Genomic DNA, 19104 nt, shown 5'->3' on the forward strand with positions numbered 1-19104 from the left:
GTTAGAATTGATAATCCATCGATACAGAGCTGACAAAATGATGGGCATCTTCTTTAAAAACATAATTTATATTATGCACCCACTCATAGCCTGCTTGTAGCGTCAATCGAAGTGGAAGCTTTTCCATATGATGCTGCCATTGTGTTTGAAAACGTAGCCGCACCTCTTCAGGAAAATTCTGAACACGAATAAATTCTCCGTAAAGAGATCTTGGGCCACTATAAAAATCTTGGCTACGAATTTCGAAAGCAGTTTTAAAGTTAATTAAATTTTTAGAATCAACATCCCAATTAAAATCAACATACCCCCCATGCCCATCAGAGCCAAGGGGGTCGGCCAACAAATAGCCATTTAAGGCCCAGCCAGATGAAAATTGATGATGTCGATAGTGCCGAATGCCAGTGCGATGGTATTCTAAACGCAAATCCATATTCCCTGATTTACCAAGCCGCGGAAAGAAAATTCCCCCTAAATATCCTGCATCTTCTAATAAAAAAGTTTTGACCCCGCCCGGGGTATCTTCAAAGATAGCCTCAAGATAAACCTCCATTCCTAAAGCTTTAGGAATTCGAAACCGAACGTCAAATCCCCCTAACTTATTATCGATTTGATCCTGGTTACCGCTAACCAATTGTTTAAGCGGCAGAACGTTTCCGATGCGATCCCAGATGGAACCAGTAGGAGAACCATCGCCTCCTGAAATATCTAAATTACTCATACCTATTTCAAACCACGAATTGGGTTGAAAGCTGAATTTAAAACCAGCCAGGTAAGAGTGGGGAAAAACTTGCTCAGGGCCCAAATCGGCATAGAAAAAAGTGTATTTATTATTTCCTATGTGTTTCAGAAAACCAGGCCAACGGAATAATTTGTCGTTAGAAATTTTAATCATATCAAGGCCACGGGCGTTATTGCCTAATAAAAGAGAACTATCATTCCCTTGCCCCCAAAAAAGGTGGTCACGCCCTACTTCTATTTCAAAATTGAAGAGGTTGATTTTTGAATAAAGATGATGAATTTGGGCTTCATGACGAGAGCCTTTGGTTTCACGGAAAGCCAATTGAAACCTAGGTTGAATTTTTAACCCAAAATATCGGCTGAGTGATAACTCGTGTTCACTTTCAAGAGAAAAATTTTGCCCCGTCACCCAATGTCGCCCTTCATCATGTTGCAAAAAAGAATTATAAACAGCGCCAGTAATACCTAATGGAGTATTGGGAATCGTTTGATCAGGCGCATTGCTGCTCAGCTGTTTAAAATGGAGTTGATCGATCCACTTAACTCTTAATAATGGAGTTTCTTTAGGGTTCGATAAGATTTTCAACTCTTGTTGATATTGTTTTTCAAGGTCAGCAAAAATATTCTTTAAATAATTATTCTCAGAAAGTTTGGGATGTTGCGTAAAATTTTTCTTTGCTTCAGCAACAAGTCTTGCCATTTCTATTCTTGAATAAGGGCGCTGCCCAACAATAACGTTCTTAATTAAACCAAACCCAATGAGTTTATCAATTTTACGGTAGTCGGGATCTGACAAATTGACGTTAGTTGAAACTTGGGCCAATGCAGGAGTGCTGAATATGAGCCAAATCGCAAAACTCACCAGAAAGTTTTTAGATTTCCACATAAAAAACTTTAATAAGCCGTTTGTACGGAAAGGTCACGGTTTATATCTAATTGTTTGATAGGTACCCCCATCAACAAACTGCATACATAACCTGTGATAACCGCAGGCAACGTGTGGACAGCATGGAGAATCAACCCTAAACCAAGGGCCTCTGAAGTGGTCAGGCCCAAATATTGATAGATTAATAAGGCGCTGCCTTCAAAAATCCCCACTCGGCCAGGAGTAAGCGGCAACGCAATCGCAATCCCCAAAACCGCCACTACAAAAAACGCTTGGACTAAGGTAAAATTCAAACCAAAACTTTGATGAACACAATAAACCGCCAACACTTCTAAAAACTTCATGCTCGCCGCCAAACTAAAACTCGCTAACGATTTTTTCCAATCGCGCAGCACATGTAAGTTCGCCGCCCATTTGTTAACAAATTTTAAAAAATAACTTACCCAGGGGCGATGGGCGTACTCAGCCCATTTCGACCTTTTCAAAAATAGTGCACTGAGCAACAAAACTACATAAGCCAGGAAAATGGCCCCTAAAAATCCGTCCATACTTTTTTTCAACCAAATAGGGAGTGGCATGGTGAACGTTACAACTAAAAAAAGAAACACTTTCCCAAAACCTTCTGCCATTTGCTCCATGGTTAACATAGACAGGGCAACCGTCTTGCCAATTTTTTCTTTCTTCCCCAATAGATAAATTAACAAAGCGTGCCCTCCCCAAAAAGGCACTAAATTAATCACCATGGAAAAAACGGCAACAATTTGAAACATTTTGGGGTAGAGAACTTGCCCAAACCGAGGCAAGAGCAGTTTTAATTGAACAGAAGCAACAAAAAGGATGCCAAAAGAACAAAGCGCCCCTACCATGATCCAACCCAGCTCGGCCCGCCCCAAAGCCACCCTTAATTCATGAATATTAACCTGGCTTAAACACGCATAAAAAATGAGCCCTGTTATGAACAGGGCAAAACCAACTTTGAGCAGCCTTCTCATTGAAATCATTGAACGACCCCTAAAATAGAAGCCCCTTAAAATCAACTGGTAATCCATGAACATTTCATGTTAAGAGCTGCCAAATTTTGCCACGCGTGTAGGTGTAATGGATGAACCTTATCTTGAGCATTTTGCGTCAATTTGACAAAGCCATCTCGCAGCTTGAAAAGGCTATACTTTATGTCAGCCTTATCACCATGCTCCTCCTTTCGTCATTTTTAGTATTATTAAGAAATTTTGCCTGGCTGAAATCGGCCGTCTTAAAACTTTCAACCTTAACCGGTATCCCGCTCGACCCCAGTGGTTGGGGTGATTTATTAGTGCGTCATTTAGTTTTATTTTTGCTTTTCTTTGGGGCCAGCCTTGCCACCCGCGACAAACAACACCTACAAATGGATCTTTCGCACAAAATCATTCCTGAAAAATGGCGCCCACTCACCGGGCTTATTATTAATGCCTTTTGCATTTGTATTACTTATTTTCTGATGATCGCAGCCTACACCTTTATGAAAAACGAACGCCTAGATGCAACCATCTTATTTAACAACGTCCCCACTTGGTATTTTATTGCTATCATGCCCATTGGTTTTGGGCTTATTGGTTTGAGGTTTTGTATTAACTTCATTGAAAACATTTTTACCCTTACAGGTCAGCCTGCCAATTCAATCACCAAGGGCCACAAATGAGTATCACCACATTATTATCGACCCTCGCTTTGTTAGGCACCCCACTCTTCATACTCTTTGGAGCCATCACCCTTTATCTCAACCATCAAGAAGGTATCAATATTTCAGCCATCATGATTGAATTTTATCGCATGGCCTCGATGCCCACCTTGAGCGCCATCCCCCTGTTTACCTTTGCAGGCACCCTATTGGCCGAAAGTAAGGCCCCCAAACGGCTCGTTGATGTAGCCCAATCTTTGGTGGGTTTTCTCCCTGGTGGCTTACCGATTGTTACGATTGTCGTCTGCGCCTTTTTCACTGCCTTTACCGGGGCCAGTGGCGTAACGATTATTGCTTTAGGCGGCCTTTTATACCCCGCCTTGGTAAAAGAAAAATATAATGAACGCTTTTCGATTGGTCTAGTCACCTCATGTGGCAGCATTGGTTTATTGTTAGCCCCCAGCCTACCGCTTATTCTTTATGGCCTCATTGGGCAGGTGAGCGTTGACAAACTCTTTGCCGCCGGGCTGCTCCCTTCTGTATTATTGGTGTCGGTATTAGCTATTTATAGCACCTTCGTTGGGGTTCGGGGTAAAGTTGATCGCATTCCCTTCCGTTGGAAAAACATTGTTAAATCGATTGCCATCGCCAAATGGGAATTGCCTTTGCCGTTTATTGTGGTGGGCGGAATTTATGGTGGGATTATTACAGCCAGCGAAGCCGCTGCGATCACCGCTCTTTATGTTTTCATTGTCGAAGTCTTTATTCAAAAAGACTTGACCCTAAAAACAGATGTCCCCCGCGTGATTGTTGAATCGATGACCATGGTGGGAAGTATTTTAGTCATCTTAGGGGTGGCTATGGGGCTAACCAATTATCTTATCGATGTTGATATTCCCACCCGAATTTTTGAATGGGTCAAGCCGCTCATTACCAGCCAGGCCATGTTTTTATTGTTGCTTAATATCTTTTTATTGATCGTGGGTTGCCTAATGGACATTTTTTCAGCCATCATTGTGGTCGTGCCCATCATTACCCCCATTGCTTTAAAATATGGAGTTGACCCCGTTCATTTGGGAATTATTTTTCTAACCAACCTTGAAGTTGGCTACTTACACCCACCCTTAGGCCTTAATTTATTTATTGCGTCGTTCCGATTCAAACGTTCTCTTTACGAACTTTACTGGGCGACCTTACCCTTTTTGATTTTAGTGGTGCTTTGTTTGCTGATTATTACTTATGTGCCAGGGCTTAGCTTGTGGCTCGTTGAACTGTTGAAAATAAAGTAATAGCGGTCAAATTCCAAGGTCTTCATTTTGGCTTGGTTACCAGACAGCTTGGTCAACACCCAGCCATCTTTTTCTTCTCGATAACTATCGATAACCCCATCGCCATCTTCATCAAGGTAGGATTGAATCATCAAAGTCCCGGTGGCTGAATTTTTGTGAAACACCTCTAAACTCTGAAACCCTTCCGATAACTGCACATATTGAATTTCTAATTGATCGAACATAATGGGCTCCTTTTTTGCTCTGTCATTGCGAGGTGATGCAAGGGTCCTTCGCAAAGCCTCAGGATAAACTCAGCAATCCCACCGCTTAGGCAGAAGAGATTGCTTCACCCTGCTGGGTTCGCAATGACAGAGGGACCCTGGCCTCGCAATGACAGAGTGCTGCAAGATAAATGCCTGATCTTATAAAAAATTGTTAAAAATTGACCTTTAGAATCAACAAGTTAGACACCCTCTCTTTGAGGAGAACTTGGGGGCTTAAGGATTTTTAATTAAAGTATACTTTTTCTTAATTTTGCTTTTCTTCGACCGGGGGCGTTGGTGCGGGTGTCACGAGAACTGCGGCTTCTCCCAATACCTCAGCAACACGGATTCTGGCTTTTTTACCAAAGAGCTCACGAAGGTAATACAATTTGGCGCGCCGAACTTTACCTTGAGAAACAATTTCAATCCGTTCGATATTAGGTGAATAAAGAGGAAAGATCCGTTCGACCCCCACTCCAAAAGACATTTTTCTAACCGTAAACGTAGAACGCAACCCATCATTGTGCCGGCCAATCACCGCCCCTTCAAAGGCTTGGATACGTTGTTTGTCGCCTTCTTTAATTTTACAATAAACTTTTAAGGTGTCTCCCGAACGAAAGGATGGGATATCTTTTCTTAATTCGGTTGCCTCTACCGCTTGAATGGAATTCATAAAAACCTGCCTTTTTAAAACTTACCGACCGCATAAACGATCGAGCACAATTGCAACCGCCGCTCGTACCGAGAGGTGGTTATATTCAGGCTCACCGAGAGGAACAAGCCTAGCTTTTGTTTGGGCTAACACTTCTTCTGCCAAACCCCATCCAGTTCCAAACAAAAGCACATGGGGAACTTTTGACTGGTGCCACTCCTCTTTCAATTGCTCATAAGACATCGCTTCCGCATGAGGCTTAGCGCTCGTACCAATGAGGCGGGGTGCTATACCAACTTCCGATTCTATTGTCAAACGCACCTTGTCTAAGCTGGAAGATAGGGCAATAATCTCAATGGCTTCCTTCCGGGTGGGATTATAGGCCGCCCCTACGCCCGAGGTCCAATGTGCGATGATGGTTCGAGCCAGCCACAATTGGCTGGGCACAGGGTTCACCACCCAATAACGTTTGACCCCATAAGTTTTGGCCGTTCGAGCAATGTCGTGGAGATCAAAGGTGGTAATCGAAGTCTTGATGATCGAACCGTCTTTCCCATAAACCGGGTGATGAATCAGCGCAATCTCTAAGGGATTTTCTAGGTTCATAACTTTGCTTTAATCTCTTGCAACAATTTTTGTTCTTCGGTGGTTAACGATCGATTGGATAATAGATCGGGGCGTTTTTGCAGGGTACGTCGTAACGAATCTTTCAGGCGCCATTTTCGAATGGCATCGTGATTGCCCGATAATAACACTTGTGGCACCTCCATGCCGTGAAAAACTTCGGGCCTGGTATAATGGGCGTATTCTAATAAACCGTTCACATGCGATTCTTCGATTAAACTTTCGCTTTTACCCACCACTCCAGGAACCAAACGAGCCAAGGCCTCCACAACCATCGCGGCCGGCAACTCTCCCCCCATCAGCACAAAATCACCAATCGAAATTTCCAAATCGACATGAGTTTGAATCACCCGTTCATCCACCCCCTCATAACGCCCACAGATCAGTAAAAATTGATCATACTCATTGGCTAAAGAGACGGCCAACTCTTGATTAAAGAGCTTGCCCTGAGGGCTTAAATAAAGGGTGATGCCTTTATGATAATGCGCCTTAAGCGTTTCAATCGCTTTAAAAAGCGGCTCGGGTTTTAAAACCATACCTTCGCCACCCCCAAAAGGGGCGTCATCTACCCGGCGATGTTTATCGTCGGTGAATTGTCGTAAGTCGTGAAGATGAACCTCAATCAAGCCCCGCTCCGAGGCCTTGCCTAATAAGCTCGAAGCAAAATAGCTGTCGAGGCTTTTGGGAAAGATGGTCAATAGGTCATAACGTTTTAAATTCATGCTAATAAATCTTTTAATAAGTCGTCTGCCACAATTAGTTTGTTTTCTGACAAGGCTATTTTTACAAAATACTCCTGACGAAACGGAATAAAAACCGCCACAGCACCCTTGACTTCCAGCATATCTCCCGCCCCAAAATTGCAAACTTGAGTCACCTCTCCCAAAAGTTTTCCCTTGGAGTCAAACACCTCAATTCCAACCAAATCGCTACAATAAATTTCCCCCTTAGTTAGTTTTGGTAATTGATCCCGGGTTAAAAGTAAGTAAGCACCATGAAAAACTTTGGCGGCTTCGGGAGTTGACACCCCAGCTAATTTAAGCCGCCACGTTTTGCCATGAGATTTTAGAAATTCAATTTTAGCAAATTGTTCGGGTTGGGTAGCATTAGATTCAAAACTAATCCCAACCGAAACCCCAGTGAGTGCAACCGAAAACTCAGGGTTAAAAAACTGACACGTGGTCTCACCACGGAGACCCCAAGGTTTTCCGATCCGACCCAATACCAACCACGAATTTTCTACTAAGGAGGTCATAGCCCGCTATACGGCGGCTACTTTTTGGGTTTCTTTAATGAGATGTTTGACAATTAAGGTGGGAACCGCACCGGTTTTGAGCCAATGGGTTAATCGATCTTGTTTGAAGTTGGCCCGAGGTTTTTCTTTAAAAGGATCGTAGGTGCCAATAACTTCGATAAATTTACCATTACGAGGGGATTCGCTATGGGCAATCACAATACGATAAAAGGGATTCTTTTTTGCACCATGTCTGGCTAAACGAATTTTAGTGGCCATGAATTTTTTACTCCTTAAAGAAACACCTAATCAAGCGGATCTGCTTAAACCAAGAAATACCCTGCGAGTCAAGGGGTTTAAGAGTATTTGGAAGTGGAGATAAGGCTTATCGATTTTGATTGACGACAATAGAATCGCCCACTTGAATTTGGTCATCAAAGACCGGTAAATTCCTAAGGGCCGTAGTCAAGGTTTCTAAATCATTACCCACCAAATCGGGTAGATGCAAACCAGGGTTTCGCTGCATGACAAAATCACTGCCCACAACAAAAAGATTACCTAATCCACTTAAATCATGAAGGACTGTATTATTCACGATCGACAAATCCCCCCTCCTACCTGGTGGATCCGCTTGAACTACAAAACTACCAATTCGGGCTAAATTCATCAATCCACTGATCCTAAGTAATCTAGGATTGTCTTCTATTCCGAGTGAAGAGCTCAAAGATCCTACACGGTTAAAACCAGAAATAGTCTCTAGGCTTGGATTGTTTGCTATATAAAGATCACCATAAATAGCATCAACAACCCCCAACCGTAAAAGATGATTGAATCCTGAAATCGTCATTAAACGATTGTTCCTATAAATTTCAACGAACCATCCGGCTTGGCGAAAAGAAACAAAGCCATTGATATGAGTCAGTTGCGGGTTGAGTGCAACACTAACACCTCGTTCGGTTTCTAATAAATAATTTAAATCTTCTATGTCGCGAAGTTGAGCATTACTCTCAATACGAAGTTCTTTTACTAAGCTTAACTTACCTAAACCTTGCAAGGTTTCAAGACGATCATTCTGTAAAATTCTTAAAACACCCGTAACCTGAGTCACGTTGGCAAAGGCCCTAAGATCTACCAATTGAGACTGCTCAATTTTAACATCGCCCACAATGGCACAAATGGCAGGTGTAATAAGATTTAAATTTTGCGCGGTAATGGTAAAGCGCACCCCAAACCCACCTCGTAACACCCCATGCAAATGATCAGCACAGTAAGGGTAACGATCGTCCGCATCGAGCCTCCCATCCCCATCATCATCGCCATCGCGATTATCCCCTACTCCATCGCCATCGGTATCACGCCATTCAGTACCATCTTGAGGAAAGGGGTCTTGGGCATTGAGCATACCATCGCCGTCACGATCGGGATTTTCGGGAGGTGGAACGGGTGGTGGTGGTGGTAGCGTCGGCGTCGGCGTCGGCGTCGGTGTTGGTGTTGGTGTCGGTGTTGGACTGGAATTGGGAGGGCTAGGTACTGGCGAAGGATTACTTAGTGGATTATTAGGCGGATTATTAGGATTGTTATTACCTTGCCCACCACTACAGGCAAACAAAGCCGCCAATAAAATCACACTCAAAATTAACCTTTGGAGATATCCCATACCCACTGGCATTATAATAAATAAATCAACCCCTTTGCAATAGATCTTTAATCCCCCGCATCATCCCCATTTTGCGCATTTTCCCCATCATTTCGCGCATTTGTTCGTATTCTTTAATTAAACGGTTCACATCGGAAACTTGGGTGCCGCTCCCTAAGGCAACCCTTTTGCGCCGACTGCCATTAAACAATTTGATAAAGCGGCGCTCTTTGGGGGTCATGCTCAAAATAATGGCTTCTTTCTTTTTGAGTTCTTTTTGCATTTCCTCGGGGTCAACCTTGTCTTTTAGTTTTCCAAGACCTGGCACCATCCCCATAATTTTGCCCAAAGGGCCCAATTTTTTGATTTGCTTTAATTGAGCTAAAAAATCTTCGAGGTTGAAATCAGCCTGCAAGAATTTGCGGCTCATGGTTTCGGCTTCTTGAACATCAACCTCAGCTTGAACCTTTTCAATTAAGGTGAGCATATCCCCCATGCCCAAAATGCGATTGGCAATACGATCAGGATAAAAAGGTTCTAAGTCTTCGATCTTCTCACCAACCCCCGCAAAATAAATGGGCTGCCCGGTTACATAACGAGCCGATAAGGCCGCACCCCCCCTGGCATCGCCATCCAGCTTCGATAAAATAAGCCCGCTTAATCCCAATCGAGCATGAAAGGCCCCCGCAATATTCACCGCTTCTTGACCGGTCATGGCATCCACCACCAATAGAATATGCTGTGGATTAATCTTAGCCTTAATTTTTTCTAGCTCCTTCATCATAGGTTCATCCATCTGTAGGCGCCCTGCCGTATCGATGATCACAGTATCGTAGCCTTTATCAGTCGCTTCGCGCAGTGCCAATTGGGCCACTTTCACCGGATCTTGCTTGGGATCAGTAGGATAAATGGAAACCGAAATTCGCTCGCTTAAGGTTTTAAGTTGGGCAATGGCCGCTGGCCGATAAATATCGGCTGGCACTAAATAAGGCAGACGGTGTCGCTGTTTTTTAAGATGCAAGGCAAGCTTCGCAGCCGTGGTGGTTTTGCCACTGCCCTGCAACCCAACTAACATCACGACTACCGGGGGTTTGAAAGATAAATTTAGGCTCGCGGTTTCCCCCATCATACGAACTAATTCTTCATGAAAAATTTTAATGAATTGTTGGTGAGGGCTAAGACTTTTTTGAACGGCCTCCCCCAGCGCTTTAACCTTTACCCCTTCGCAAAACTCTTTGACCACCTTAAAATTAACATCTGCCTCTAAAAGATTAAGCCGAATTTGCCGCAAAGCCTCTTCAATATTGGATGTGTTTAAGGTCGCTTTTCCTTTGAGTTTATCAACAATCGAGTTGAATTTTTGCGTCAGTTGGTCAAACATATGAAAAAAAAGGCGCCCCGATTAAGAAGCGCCTTCATCAACTTCTTCTAGAGTTTAAACTTACTTAATAAGATAGCCCGCCACTTTCCACTTTCCATCTTTATCTAAAACAGGGGTAATGGTTTCAAGTGCTGCAGCCTTATTGGCAAAGACGGTTTCATATTGAATCACGACATATTCACCATCGGGCGCACCTGGCATTGACTTAGAAAAGGTGGCTGTTTTAAGCTTGCGGCTTTTAAGCTCACCCAAGGGCCCACGAGCAGCCTGTAGGCTTTTCTGCCACTGTTCCTTGGTAATAACGGATTGCAATAAAGACGAGGCGCTATCCCAGGTTTCATCGGTTTTATTGGCGTCGACCAGTGTCAACCAACCTTCAGCCACAGCTTGAGCGGCCTTAACCTTTTGATCTTGATTGACTACATCTTCCCCCCATGCAGGAGAAAGAGCCACGAAAAATAAAAAAAGCGTTATCGCTCCAAAAAAATGCTTCATAAAAGTACACTCCTCACTTTAAAGATTAGGGGAGAGATCTTACCGTAAGGCAGGGAACAGTCAAGGAAATTGATAGAATTGCCGGGTGATTTCAGTCATCGCATGTTCATGCTTGCTAAAGATCACCCTGCCTCGCCTTAACACCAACTGATCATCGCAGAACCATTTCACCGCTTGGGTGAGCGCCTTTGTTTCTAACTTTCGTCCACGCTCTTGAATAGAAATAGGGTCTTCTTTACCACGGCGCAAACGAAAGGCCTCCTGGCAAATGATGGGCCCTTCATCAAGATCGGTGGTCACAAAATGGGCAGTAACCCCAGCAAAATCGACCCCCTTGTTATAGGCCTGTTCATAAGACCTAGGCCCTGGAAACGCCGGCAATAGCGAAGGATGAATATTGATAATCTTGCCTTCATAACGAAAGACAAATTCAGGAGAAAGGATTTGCATGTAACGGGCAAGCACGATCAGGTCAATATCTAAGGGTTGGAGCAATTTTAAAATTTCTTCTTCATGCCATTTCTTTTTTTCGGAAGGAATGTAGCGAAAGGGAAGCGAATATTTCTTTATGAAAGATTCAAGGCCCGGTTGATTCCCCACCACCATTTTAATTTCAGCGTTAATTTTGCCGGCTTTGATTTGTTTAAGAATATCTTGCAAACAATGCGATTCTTTGGTGACTAAAATTGCAAGATTCTTTTTTTCCCGTGAAGATTCTTCTTTAACACTAGACTCCATCCCAATTTTTTGAGCCACGCCCGCTAGCGCTTGACAAAACTTTTGTAGGCTCGCGCGATAATCAGAAAGATCTACCAGCATGTTCATGACCAAATAACCTTCTAGATTGCGTTGGTCGATGTCTTCGATATTGCCCCCTGCCTGAAAAACAAACTGCGTAACAGTAGCAATGATGCCCTTCTTATCAGGCCCCGCAATACGAATCCGAACACGTTTAGGACGCTTTTTAGCCATAGACTTTGATTATACTAACAAGTCCATGGTGTGTCTAACATTTTGCTTCGGCTTTTGGCCTGCGACTGCGTCAGATTTCACGAAAAGTCCTCGACGTACCTATGGGTACGCCTCCGGGCTTTTCGCTCATCTTCCTTGTCTCGGCTCAAAATCCTCGCAATCTGTTACAGCGTTTTGTCAAACGTCCTAGCGAATAGCAGGATCAGTCAAATTTAAATTTAAAGCAGCGGCAGACTTGCCTAGTTCAAACAAATTTTTTGGCGTGGGCCTACCTTTAAAATCAGTGAATTTTAAAAGCGCAATTTGTTGCAATTGAAAGGTACTGGGGTCGTCGACGTTTAATGCTTTTAATTGCTGCACCCGTTGTTTTTCAAACACATAAACTGTATAAATAGCCTGCATGACGGGGTCGCCTACTACTGCCGCGATCTGGCCCGCTGTGCTTTGCTCTTCGGGTGTTAAGTCCTCTTGGGCTTCAAGTTTACGGTTGATGTCTGCAAGGCTCGTTTTGAGCTCAGGATTTGCATCCAAATTTTCTAGCGCAGCAATCCATTCTCCAAATTTTTCTAAAATTCCTTTCCCAATGGGGAGAGGATGAGTCTGAATAATCTCAGCCAAGGCTGTCATGTCGGCTTCGGTTAATACAGCACCATCGGTGGCTTGCAGTTCCTGAGATAAGGGGTAATTCTCCGCTGCAATGGCTTGCATTAAACCTTCGAACAAGACTTGTCGGTCAGAGTCATCAGATGGCTCGCTTTCAAACTTAGCAACCGCAGCCTCCGCAGCCTGGAGAGCTGCCGCTAATTCCACTTTCACCTGTGGGTATTGTTTGCGAAATTCTTCGAGCCATTTGGAGATATCTGCTAACACTGCATCGGAAAGGTGCTGTTGATTTTCAGTCAAGAATTGTTCGATCATCCCTTGTTTTGCCAAGGCTTGAAGCAATAAACCTTCTGGGCTCTCAAACCTTCGTTGAATATCTTCTAGCCTCCCGCCCTCGGCCTCAGTAAACCCCTCAGCGGTTCCCTCTTCATTAGGAGTCATGGCCTTCTCTTGTAGGGCCTGCGCTTCTGTTCCCAATCCTTCAAATTCAGCGTTCAGACCCTTCAACTTCTCTTGAAAAGAAGGCGCCTCTGCTTCATTGGTGGGGATTTTTATCCCAGCTAGTTTAGCTAATTCCTCGATTTCGGTTTTGCGTTCTCCTGCCCAAGCTTGAATGACTTCAGCCCACGGCCCCTTGGCTTCTTTAAGTTGCTGCTCCGTTAAAATTTGGCTTAATAAGTTGGACGTTATACTCAGTTGCTGTATCAAGTTAGCACCCATTGCCTCTAGCCTGATTTTCTCAGTGTCACAAAATAGACCCAGCAACCCCTTTGGGTTAAATAGAACCCCACCATCTACTTTTTCTGTCTTATAAAAATCATTTTTTGCCAATTCAACCAGCTTTTGAGTACAAAGTTTTGCTGGTTTAACAAAGGTATTTTCTAAACCATCCACGATGGCATGATAAGTATGTGTTAGGAATTGAATAGGATTAGGTGGTGCCATATCTCTCCCTAGATATATAGGCCTAACCCTAACTTTGTTGTTATCGATCACACTAAACATTAGTTGCGAATAAATTGGCTGCTTTGGACTAACGAATGAGCCTTGCAGAAACTTTTCGGATCGCCAAGGGACCGATGATGAGAATGGCTACCACTATGTATAACAGCGCCCCGAGGTGGTGAATTTGGAACACCCCATGGAATAAAGAGCGGGTGATTTGAGTGGCAGGCGTCAAGGGCAAGATCCATGCTAACTTTTGAGCCCATAAGGGCAATTGCTCAAGAGGAAAAAAAGTTCCAGAAAACAAAAACATGGGTGAAATAAATAATGTAAAATAGTAACTAAAAAAATCGTAAGAACCGGCAAACCCCGTAAACAACATTCCCAGCGAGGCAAACATTAATCCTGTTAAAAATAAGATGGGGAATAAACCTATTACCTGCCAATGTTTGACCAACCCAAAGGCCCACAATACCAAAAAAATAAAAAACCCATTGAACAAAGCCTTGGTGGCTGCCCATAAGATTTCACCTGCCACCACCTCTTGCATCGAAACTGGAGTGACTGCGATTCCTTGAAAGGTTTTTTGGGTTTGCATGCGGGTGTAAGAACTAAATGTGGTTTCAAAACTGGCTGCATTCATCACACTAGAAATTAAAATGGCGGGGGCAATAAATTCAACGTAAGGCATGCCCCCGATATTTTGAACCAAAGAACCCAAGCCATAACCAATGGCGACCAGGTACAATAATGGCTCGCCGACATTAGCAACAATACTCGCCGAGAGATATTTAGACCAAACAATCAAATCGCGGCGCCAAACTTTGAATAATCTTGTAGTCAACATTGTGTCTTTAGTTTCTCAAATATGGATCCCGGATCTGAGTCCGGGATGACGGGGCATGGGTCGCAAGTTCAATCTCGCAACCCATGCCCCGTCAATTTTAAAAATAATTCTTCTAACGAAGCAACGTTATGATCCTGAATTAATTTTTGCGGTGAATCTTCAATTAAAATCTTGCCCCCGTCCATCAAGGCAATACGGTCGCACAGCAACTCTGCTTCTTCCATATAATGGGTGGTAAGAACCATGGTTACACCTTGCTGTTTTAACTGGCGCAATTTTCCCCAAATAAGGTGCCTGGCCTGTGGGTCAAGCCCGGTGGTGGGTTCATCTAAGATTAACAACTTGGGTTGATTAATTAATGCACGGGCGATCATTAAACGCCGGCGCATGCCACCCGAAATTTTATCGATTTTATATTTTGCAAAATCCTTTAAATTCAAAAAACTTAAAAGCTCGTCCGCACGCTCTGTTGCTATAGCCTTGGGTATATCAAAATAACTCGCATACATTTGCAGGTTGGCCAAAACAGAAAGGTCAGGGTCTAAATTATCTTCTTGAGAAACCACTCCAATATTTTGTTTAATTTGGCGGGGGTTTACCATCACATTATAATTCAGAACTTCCAACGTGCCTCCACCTACCGGCGACATGCAATAAATCATTTTCATCGTTGACGTTTTGCCCGCCCCATTAGGCCCCAGCAGGCCATAATACTCACCCCGCCGCACCTCAAAATTAATAGCGTTCACTGCCACAAAGGAATTGAAAGTCTTGGTCAAATTTTTAGCCGAGATAATAGGCATGATAAGCCCTGGCTAGCAGCTAGTGATTGGCTTCTCAATTGGAAAAAGACGTGGAGATAATTGAACAATATAAAAAGTGAGCGAGGTGGCTTTGCAGTTGAGTTAGCTTCGTCGACCCATCGCGGAAGCGGTGGGGCCCCCATGCGGGCTAGCCGGCGAGGATGCGCCGAGGCCCGCTTCTGAGCGGGAACGCGGAAGGCTTCCGTGCCGGCTAGCCCCATGAGGGTCGCCGCTGGAGCGCCGGGTCGACGAAGCTAACTCAACTGCAAAGCCACCTCGCTCACTTTTTAGGTGCGGCGATTTGCAAATGAATGGCAGAATAAAAAGGAAGATTGCCACGCTCGCAAACGGTGCTCGCTCGCAATGACATGGATTAATACTGTACCGTCACGTCGTAGGAAAAGTCCATGTGCCGACGTTTCGCGTCTTGGATAAATTCATCGGGCTCGGTGAGGGTAATTTTGTAAGATTCAGGGCGCCCGGATAACATTGAAACAAAACGGCGCACCGTATTGCGCCATTCAAACATGCCCGGGGTGATATCGCTTAAGCTCATGGCAAAAGAAGCGCACTTCTTTTTTAAAATACGATCTAAGATAATGTTTAACATTTCGGGAATTTCGGCCTCGGTAATTTCTCGCTTAAATCCCATCCCTAAAACCAACAATTCTCTGGCCCCAAGCCTGCCGCCCGCTGGCATTAACAGGGCATCTCCCTTGGCACCCTTAAAACGTCGATTTAAAATAAGCCGCGACACCTTGCCATTAAGCCGCCAATCGACCAAGCCAATTTGGCCTTTGAGCGGCCGAATATCTTCATAGGCCATGGTAACAGCTAATTCACTATCAATCACATCGAGCGCATCACTACTTAGTTTTAGTTGAATCATAAACACACCATCAGAACCTTTGAAAAAATCCATCTGCTGCGTTGCCCTGCATCAGCACTCCCTGCGGCGTACAGCTAGCTCTGATCAAGAGCTTATACGTTTCATAGTTTGCCTTCAGCCACTGGCTGAAGTTTGCCTACTACGCGAGTACGCCTCAGTCGGCCTCTTTGGGCTGCCTTGCATCTGGAGCTTTTTCAAAGGTTCCTATCTTTGCTTATCTATCTCATCCCCATCTACTTTTTTTAAGCCCTTCGCAATATCATCTAAAATCCCATTGATAAACGCACCAGAATCTTCGGTACCAAACTTTTTTCCCAGTTCAATGGCTTCGTTGATGGTAACATTGGGCGGGATTTCTTGGCAATAAAGTAATTCATAAACCGCCATTCTTAGGATGTTGCGATCAACCACATTCATCCGCGGAATGCGCCAATGAGTAGAATGCGTTTCAACAATCCGGTCAATCTCACTTAAATTGTGTGCCACCCCTTCAAAACTCATATTGGCGAACTCCATGATCTCAGGTTCTAACCCACTTACCGTCGATTCATCAATATGGTCTAAATGGGACCAGTACACACTTTTGACTTCTTGCAAACCAAGTTTAGCCACATCCATTTCGTAAAGCATTTTTAATAATGCCTCGCGGGCTCGTCGTCTTTTTCCCATAAATTTAAACCTTATGATTGATTAACGCCATCTCGACTACCGTGCGCGCGGCTTCATAACCCTTGTTTAAGTCATCTTCCCCACTGCGTCTTTGGGCCTGTTCAAGATTATAGGTGGTTAAAATGCCCATTCCCATGGGAATACCGGTGGCAAGACTTGCTTGCATGATGCCTTGCGTGACCCCCATACAGACATATTCGAAATGAGCCGTTTCACCTTTAATAACGGCCCCCAAACAGATGACTCCATCATAGTCTTTGGCAATCTTTTGGGCTAAAAAAGGAATTTCTAAGGCCCCTGGCACCGAAAATAATATCGCTTCAGGCACCCCTAAATCTTGCAAGGCCTTTTTAGCCCCACGCACCAAGCCATTGGTGATCTCAAGGTTGTAACGACTCATGATCATCGCCAATTTAAGTTGGCCCATGGTAAGGGTGTCCGTTAAATGATCGTGAGCTGAATGTGTCTTTCCCATTTTTTATACCTTATCTAATAAATGGCCGAGTTTTTTCTTTTTGGTACTCAAATAGCGATGGTTCGTTTCGTTGGGCACAACTTCAATGGGCACTCGCTCCACCACTTCTAAACCATAGGCATTGAGGCCCACTATTTTTTTAGGATTGTTCGTAAGTAAGGCCATTTTTTTGATACCCAGGCTTCGTAAAATTTGCGCCCCAATCCCATAATCTCTTAAGTCTGGTTTGAAACCCAATTTCAAATTGGCTTCGACCGTATCGAGCCCCTCGTCTTGCAAAGTATAGGCGCGAATTTTGTTCATCAGCCCAATCCCCCGACCTTCTTGGCGAATATAAAGCAAAACACCCGATTTGGCCTTTTGGATCATATTCAAAGAACCCCTTAGTTGTGGCCCGCAATCGCAACGCAACGAGGCAAAGGCATCGCCCGTGAGACATTCGGAATGAACTCGCACTAAGGTGGGTTCTTCCGACTGAATTTCTCCTCTGATCAAAGCCACGTGCTGATGATCGTCAATCATATTTGAAAAAACCTTAATTTGAAAATTGCCAAAATCGGTAGGAAGGACTGCCTCCGACACACAAGTCACGAGTGATTCATGCAACAAACGAAACCGAATAATATCGGCCACCGAAACAATCGTGAGTTTATGTTTTTTTGCAAAACTTTTGAGCTCTTTCATCCGGGCCATGGTGCCATCGTCGTTCATGATTTCGCAAATAACCCCAGCGGGTTTGAAGCCAGACAAGCGCGCCAAATCAAGTGAGCCCTCGGTTTGACCCGCCCGCACCAACACCCCACCCTTCTTGGCCTGCAAAGGAAAGATATGCCCAGGGCGGGCTAAATCGTCGGGCCTACAGTTATCATCGATGGCCTTTAAAATGGTGGTAGCTCGATCGGATGCCGAAATGCCGGTGGTGGTGCCTGCTTTGGCATCAATCGAGATGGTAAACCCAGTTTGATAAAGTGAGCTATTATTTTGCACCATGAGAGGCAGGTGTAAACTGTGGGCTTTTTCTTCGCTCAGCGAAAGACAGATGAGCCCGCGCCCATATTTAGCCATGAAATTAATGGCCTCGGGCGTAATCTTTTCTGCCGCCATGGCGAGATCGCCTTCGTTTTCACGATCTTCATCGTCCACCATAATGACCATCTTACCTTGACGATAATCTTCAATAGCCTGGCGAACCTTTTCAACACTGCAATTTATTTCAATAATTTCTGACATAATTAGCCTTTATCGGCCCTATACCCCAAAACATGCTAAAATTCATTATCTTAACAGGCTCTCTAAATATTTCGCTAAAATGTCTACTTCTAAATTAACTTGATCCCCTATTTTTTTAAACACAAGTTGTGTCGTTTTTTGAGTGTGGGGGATGATACAAAGTTCAAAATTATTTTTAATAATTTTATTAACGGTAAGGCTAATCCCATCTACCGCAATGCTACCTTTGGGCGCTAAATATTTAACTAAATTTTTAGGACTTTGAATTTGAGTAAAATAATAAACCTTCTTTCCTGCTCGCACTTTCTTTTGTGATTGAATAACCCCTACCCCATCTACATGGCCTTGCACAATATGCCCCCCCAACCGGGCATTGATGCCTAAAGCACGCTCAACATTAACCAAGGTACCCACTTGATAAGCACCCAAGGTCGTATGAGCCAAAGTTTCTTTCGATACTTCAAACACCAAACTTTTTGCTTTTTTCTTCGCCACCGTAAGGCAACACCCATCGATGGCAATCGAATCCCCTAGCTTGACCCCTCGCAAAGCAGAGGGTGGCCTCACTTCCAACCAGGCATCGTGCTTTCGCCGCTGAATCGCTAACACTCTGCCTTGGCCTTCAATAATTCCAGTGAACATCGTACGGGTGTGCCATATTTTAAAGACTTTGTTAAGCATCATCATGTCGGATGTCATCTAAAAATTAAAAATGCACTAGTTTAAAGATTAAAAGTGCACTTTAAGGGGTCTCAAAAAAAGGAGGCCCTATGGCAGAACAATTACATAAAAGGTTTTCGAGTAAAGAAGTAATGGAAGTTTTTGAGAAGTACA

General features: G+C 43.9%; 22 protein-coding genes. 2 read left to right on the forward strand and 20 right to left on the reverse strand.

The annotated features are described in order from the left end of the window. Position 1: 1 nt before the first annotated feature. Both HYU97_05370 and HYU97_05375 read right to left on the reverse strand, forming a co-directional pair. Positions 2-1624: a hypothetical protein gene (locus HYU97_05370; GenBank protein ID MBI2336173.1), complete on the reverse strand. Its 1623-nt coding sequence runs from the start codon at positions 1622-1624 to the stop codon at positions 2-4. A gap of 8 nt (positions 1625-1632) precedes the next feature. Further along, the gene (locus HYU97_05375) at positions 1633-2625 is read right to left on the reverse strand and encodes a flippase-like domain-containing protein (protein MBI2336174.1); all 993 of its coding nucleotides are present in this window, start codon (positions 2623-2625) and stop codon (positions 1633-1635) included. 101 nt (positions 2626-2726) lie between these two features. Here HYU97_05375 and HYU97_05380 point away from each other — a divergent pair, with 101 nt between their 5' ends. Next, positions 2727-3302 (forward strand): TRAP transporter small permease, encoded by a 576-nt coding sequence (locus HYU97_05380; protein MBI2336175.1) that lies wholly within the window; start codon positions 2727-2729, stop codon positions 3300-3302. Next, positions 3299-4570: a TRAP transporter large permease subunit gene (locus tag HYU97_05385; protein MBI2336176.1), complete on the forward strand. Its 1272-nt coding sequence runs from the start codon at positions 3299-3301 to the stop codon at positions 4568-4570. The genes HYU97_05380 and HYU97_05385 overlap by 4 nt, the downstream gene beginning before the upstream one ends. Here HYU97_05385 and HYU97_05390 read toward each other — a convergent pair. The 18 genes from HYU97_05390 to HYU97_05475 all read right to left on the reverse strand — a co-directional run bounded on the left by HYU97_05390 (position 4519) and on the right by HYU97_05475 (position 18912). Beyond that, a complete protein-coding gene (locus HYU97_05390) occupies positions 4519-4794 on the reverse strand; it encodes a hypothetical protein (GenBank protein MBI2336177.1) in 276 nt (91 codons plus the stop codon). The two genes, HYU97_05385 and HYU97_05390, sit on opposite strands and share 52 nt — an antisense overlap. Before the next feature lie 286 nt (positions 4795-5080). Further along, positions 5081-5488 carry a 50S ribosomal protein L19 gene (gene rplS / locus HYU97_05395; GenBank protein MBI2336178.1) on the reverse strand — a complete coding sequence of 136 codons (408 nt, stop codon included), beginning with the start codon at positions 5486-5488 and terminating at the stop codon, positions 5081-5083. Between the two features lie 21 nt (positions 5489-5509). Next, entirely contained in the window at positions 5510-6073 is a 564-nt protein-coding gene (locus tag HYU97_05400; protein MBI2336179.1) for an RNA methyltransferase, read from the reverse strand. Further along, a complete protein-coding gene (gene trmD / locus HYU97_05405) occupies positions 6070-6813 on the reverse strand; it encodes a tRNA (guanosine(37)-N1)-methyltransferase TrmD (GenBank protein ID MBI2336180.1) in 744 nt (247 codons plus the stop codon). Before trmD ends, HYU97_05400 begins: the two co-directional genes overlap by 4 nt. Then, positions 6810-7346 (reverse strand): 16S rRNA processing protein RimM, encoded by a 537-nt coding sequence (rimM, locus tag HYU97_05410; protein ID MBI2336181.1) that lies wholly within the window; start codon positions 7344-7346, stop codon positions 6810-6812. Before rimM ends, trmD begins: the two co-directional genes overlap by 4 nt. Positions 7347-7352: 6 nt before the next feature. Further along, positions 7353-7604 (reverse strand): 30S ribosomal protein S16, encoded by a 252-nt coding sequence (rpsP, locus tag HYU97_05415; protein ID MBI2336182.1) that lies wholly within the window; start codon positions 7602-7604, stop codon positions 7353-7355. A 106-nt stretch (positions 7605-7710) separates the two neighbouring features. Then, complete coding sequence (locus HYU97_05420; protein ID MBI2336183.1) at positions 7711-8982, reverse strand: hypothetical protein; 1272 nt, start codon at positions 8980-8982, stop codon at positions 7711-7713. 25 nt (positions 8983-9007) lie between these two features. Further along, positions 9008-10342, reverse strand: coding sequence for a signal recognition particle protein (gene ffh, locus HYU97_05425; GenBank protein ID MBI2336184.1), 1335 nt, complete (start codon positions 10340-10342; stop codon positions 9008-9010). Positions 10343-10402: 60 nt separating this feature from the next. Continuing rightward, positions 10403-10837, reverse strand: a complete 435-nt coding sequence (locus tag HYU97_05430) for a DUF4019 domain-containing protein (protein MBI2336185.1) — start codon at positions 10835-10837, stop codon at positions 10403-10405. A 60-nt stretch (positions 10838-10897) separates the two neighbouring features. After that, a complete protein-coding gene (locus tag HYU97_05435) occupies positions 10898-11809 on the reverse strand; it encodes a formyltetrahydrofolate deformylase (protein ID MBI2336186.1) in 912 nt (303 codons plus the stop codon). 186 nt (positions 11810-11995) lie between these two features. Continuing rightward, the gene (locus HYU97_05440; protein ID MBI2336187.1) at positions 11996-13357 is read right to left on the reverse strand and encodes a hypothetical protein; all 1362 of its coding nucleotides are present in this window, start codon (positions 13355-13357) and stop codon (positions 11996-11998) included. 88 nt (positions 13358-13445) lie between these two features. After that, positions 13446-14165 (reverse strand): ABC transporter permease, encoded by a 720-nt coding sequence (locus HYU97_05445; GenBank protein MBI2336188.1) that lies wholly within the window; start codon positions 14163-14165, stop codon positions 13446-13448. A 107-nt stretch (positions 14166-14272) separates the two neighbouring features. Beyond that, positions 14273-15007 (reverse strand): ABC transporter ATP-binding protein, encoded by a 735-nt coding sequence (locus HYU97_05450; GenBank protein ID MBI2336189.1) that lies wholly within the window; start codon positions 15005-15007, stop codon positions 14273-14275. Positions 15008-15380: 373 nt separating this feature from the next. Then, positions 15381-15929 carry a hypothetical protein gene (locus HYU97_05455; GenBank protein MBI2336190.1) on the reverse strand — a complete coding sequence of 183 codons (549 nt, stop codon included), beginning with the start codon at positions 15927-15929 and terminating at the stop codon, positions 15381-15383. A gap of 171 nt (positions 15930-16100) precedes the next feature. Then, the gene (nusB, locus tag HYU97_05460; protein MBI2336191.1) at positions 16101-16565 is read right to left on the reverse strand and encodes a transcription antitermination factor NusB; all 465 of its coding nucleotides are present in this window, start codon (positions 16563-16565) and stop codon (positions 16101-16103) included. 4 nt (positions 16566-16569) lie between these two features. After that, a complete protein-coding gene (locus HYU97_05465) occupies positions 16570-16992 on the reverse strand; it encodes a 6,7-dimethyl-8-ribityllumazine synthase (protein ID MBI2336192.1) in 423 nt (140 codons plus the stop codon). Between the two features lie 51 nt (positions 16993-17043). Further along, positions 17044-18270: a bifunctional 3,4-dihydroxy-2-butanone-4-phosphate synthase/GTP cyclohydrolase II gene (locus tag HYU97_05470; GenBank protein ID MBI2336193.1), complete on the reverse strand. Its 1227-nt coding sequence runs from the start codon at positions 18268-18270 to the stop codon at positions 17044-17046. Between the two features lie 45 nt (positions 18271-18315). Next, positions 18316-18912: a riboflavin synthase gene (locus tag HYU97_05475; GenBank protein MBI2336194.1), complete on the reverse strand. Its 597-nt coding sequence runs from the start codon at positions 18910-18912 to the stop codon at positions 18316-18318. Positions 18913-19104 lie beyond the last annotated feature (192 nt).

The sequence above is a fragment of the Deltaproteobacteria bacterium genome, assembly GCA_016183235.1.
In the GTDB taxonomy this organism is placed as follows: domain Bacteria; phylum UBA10199; class UBA10199; order DSSB01; family JACPFA01; genus JACPFA01.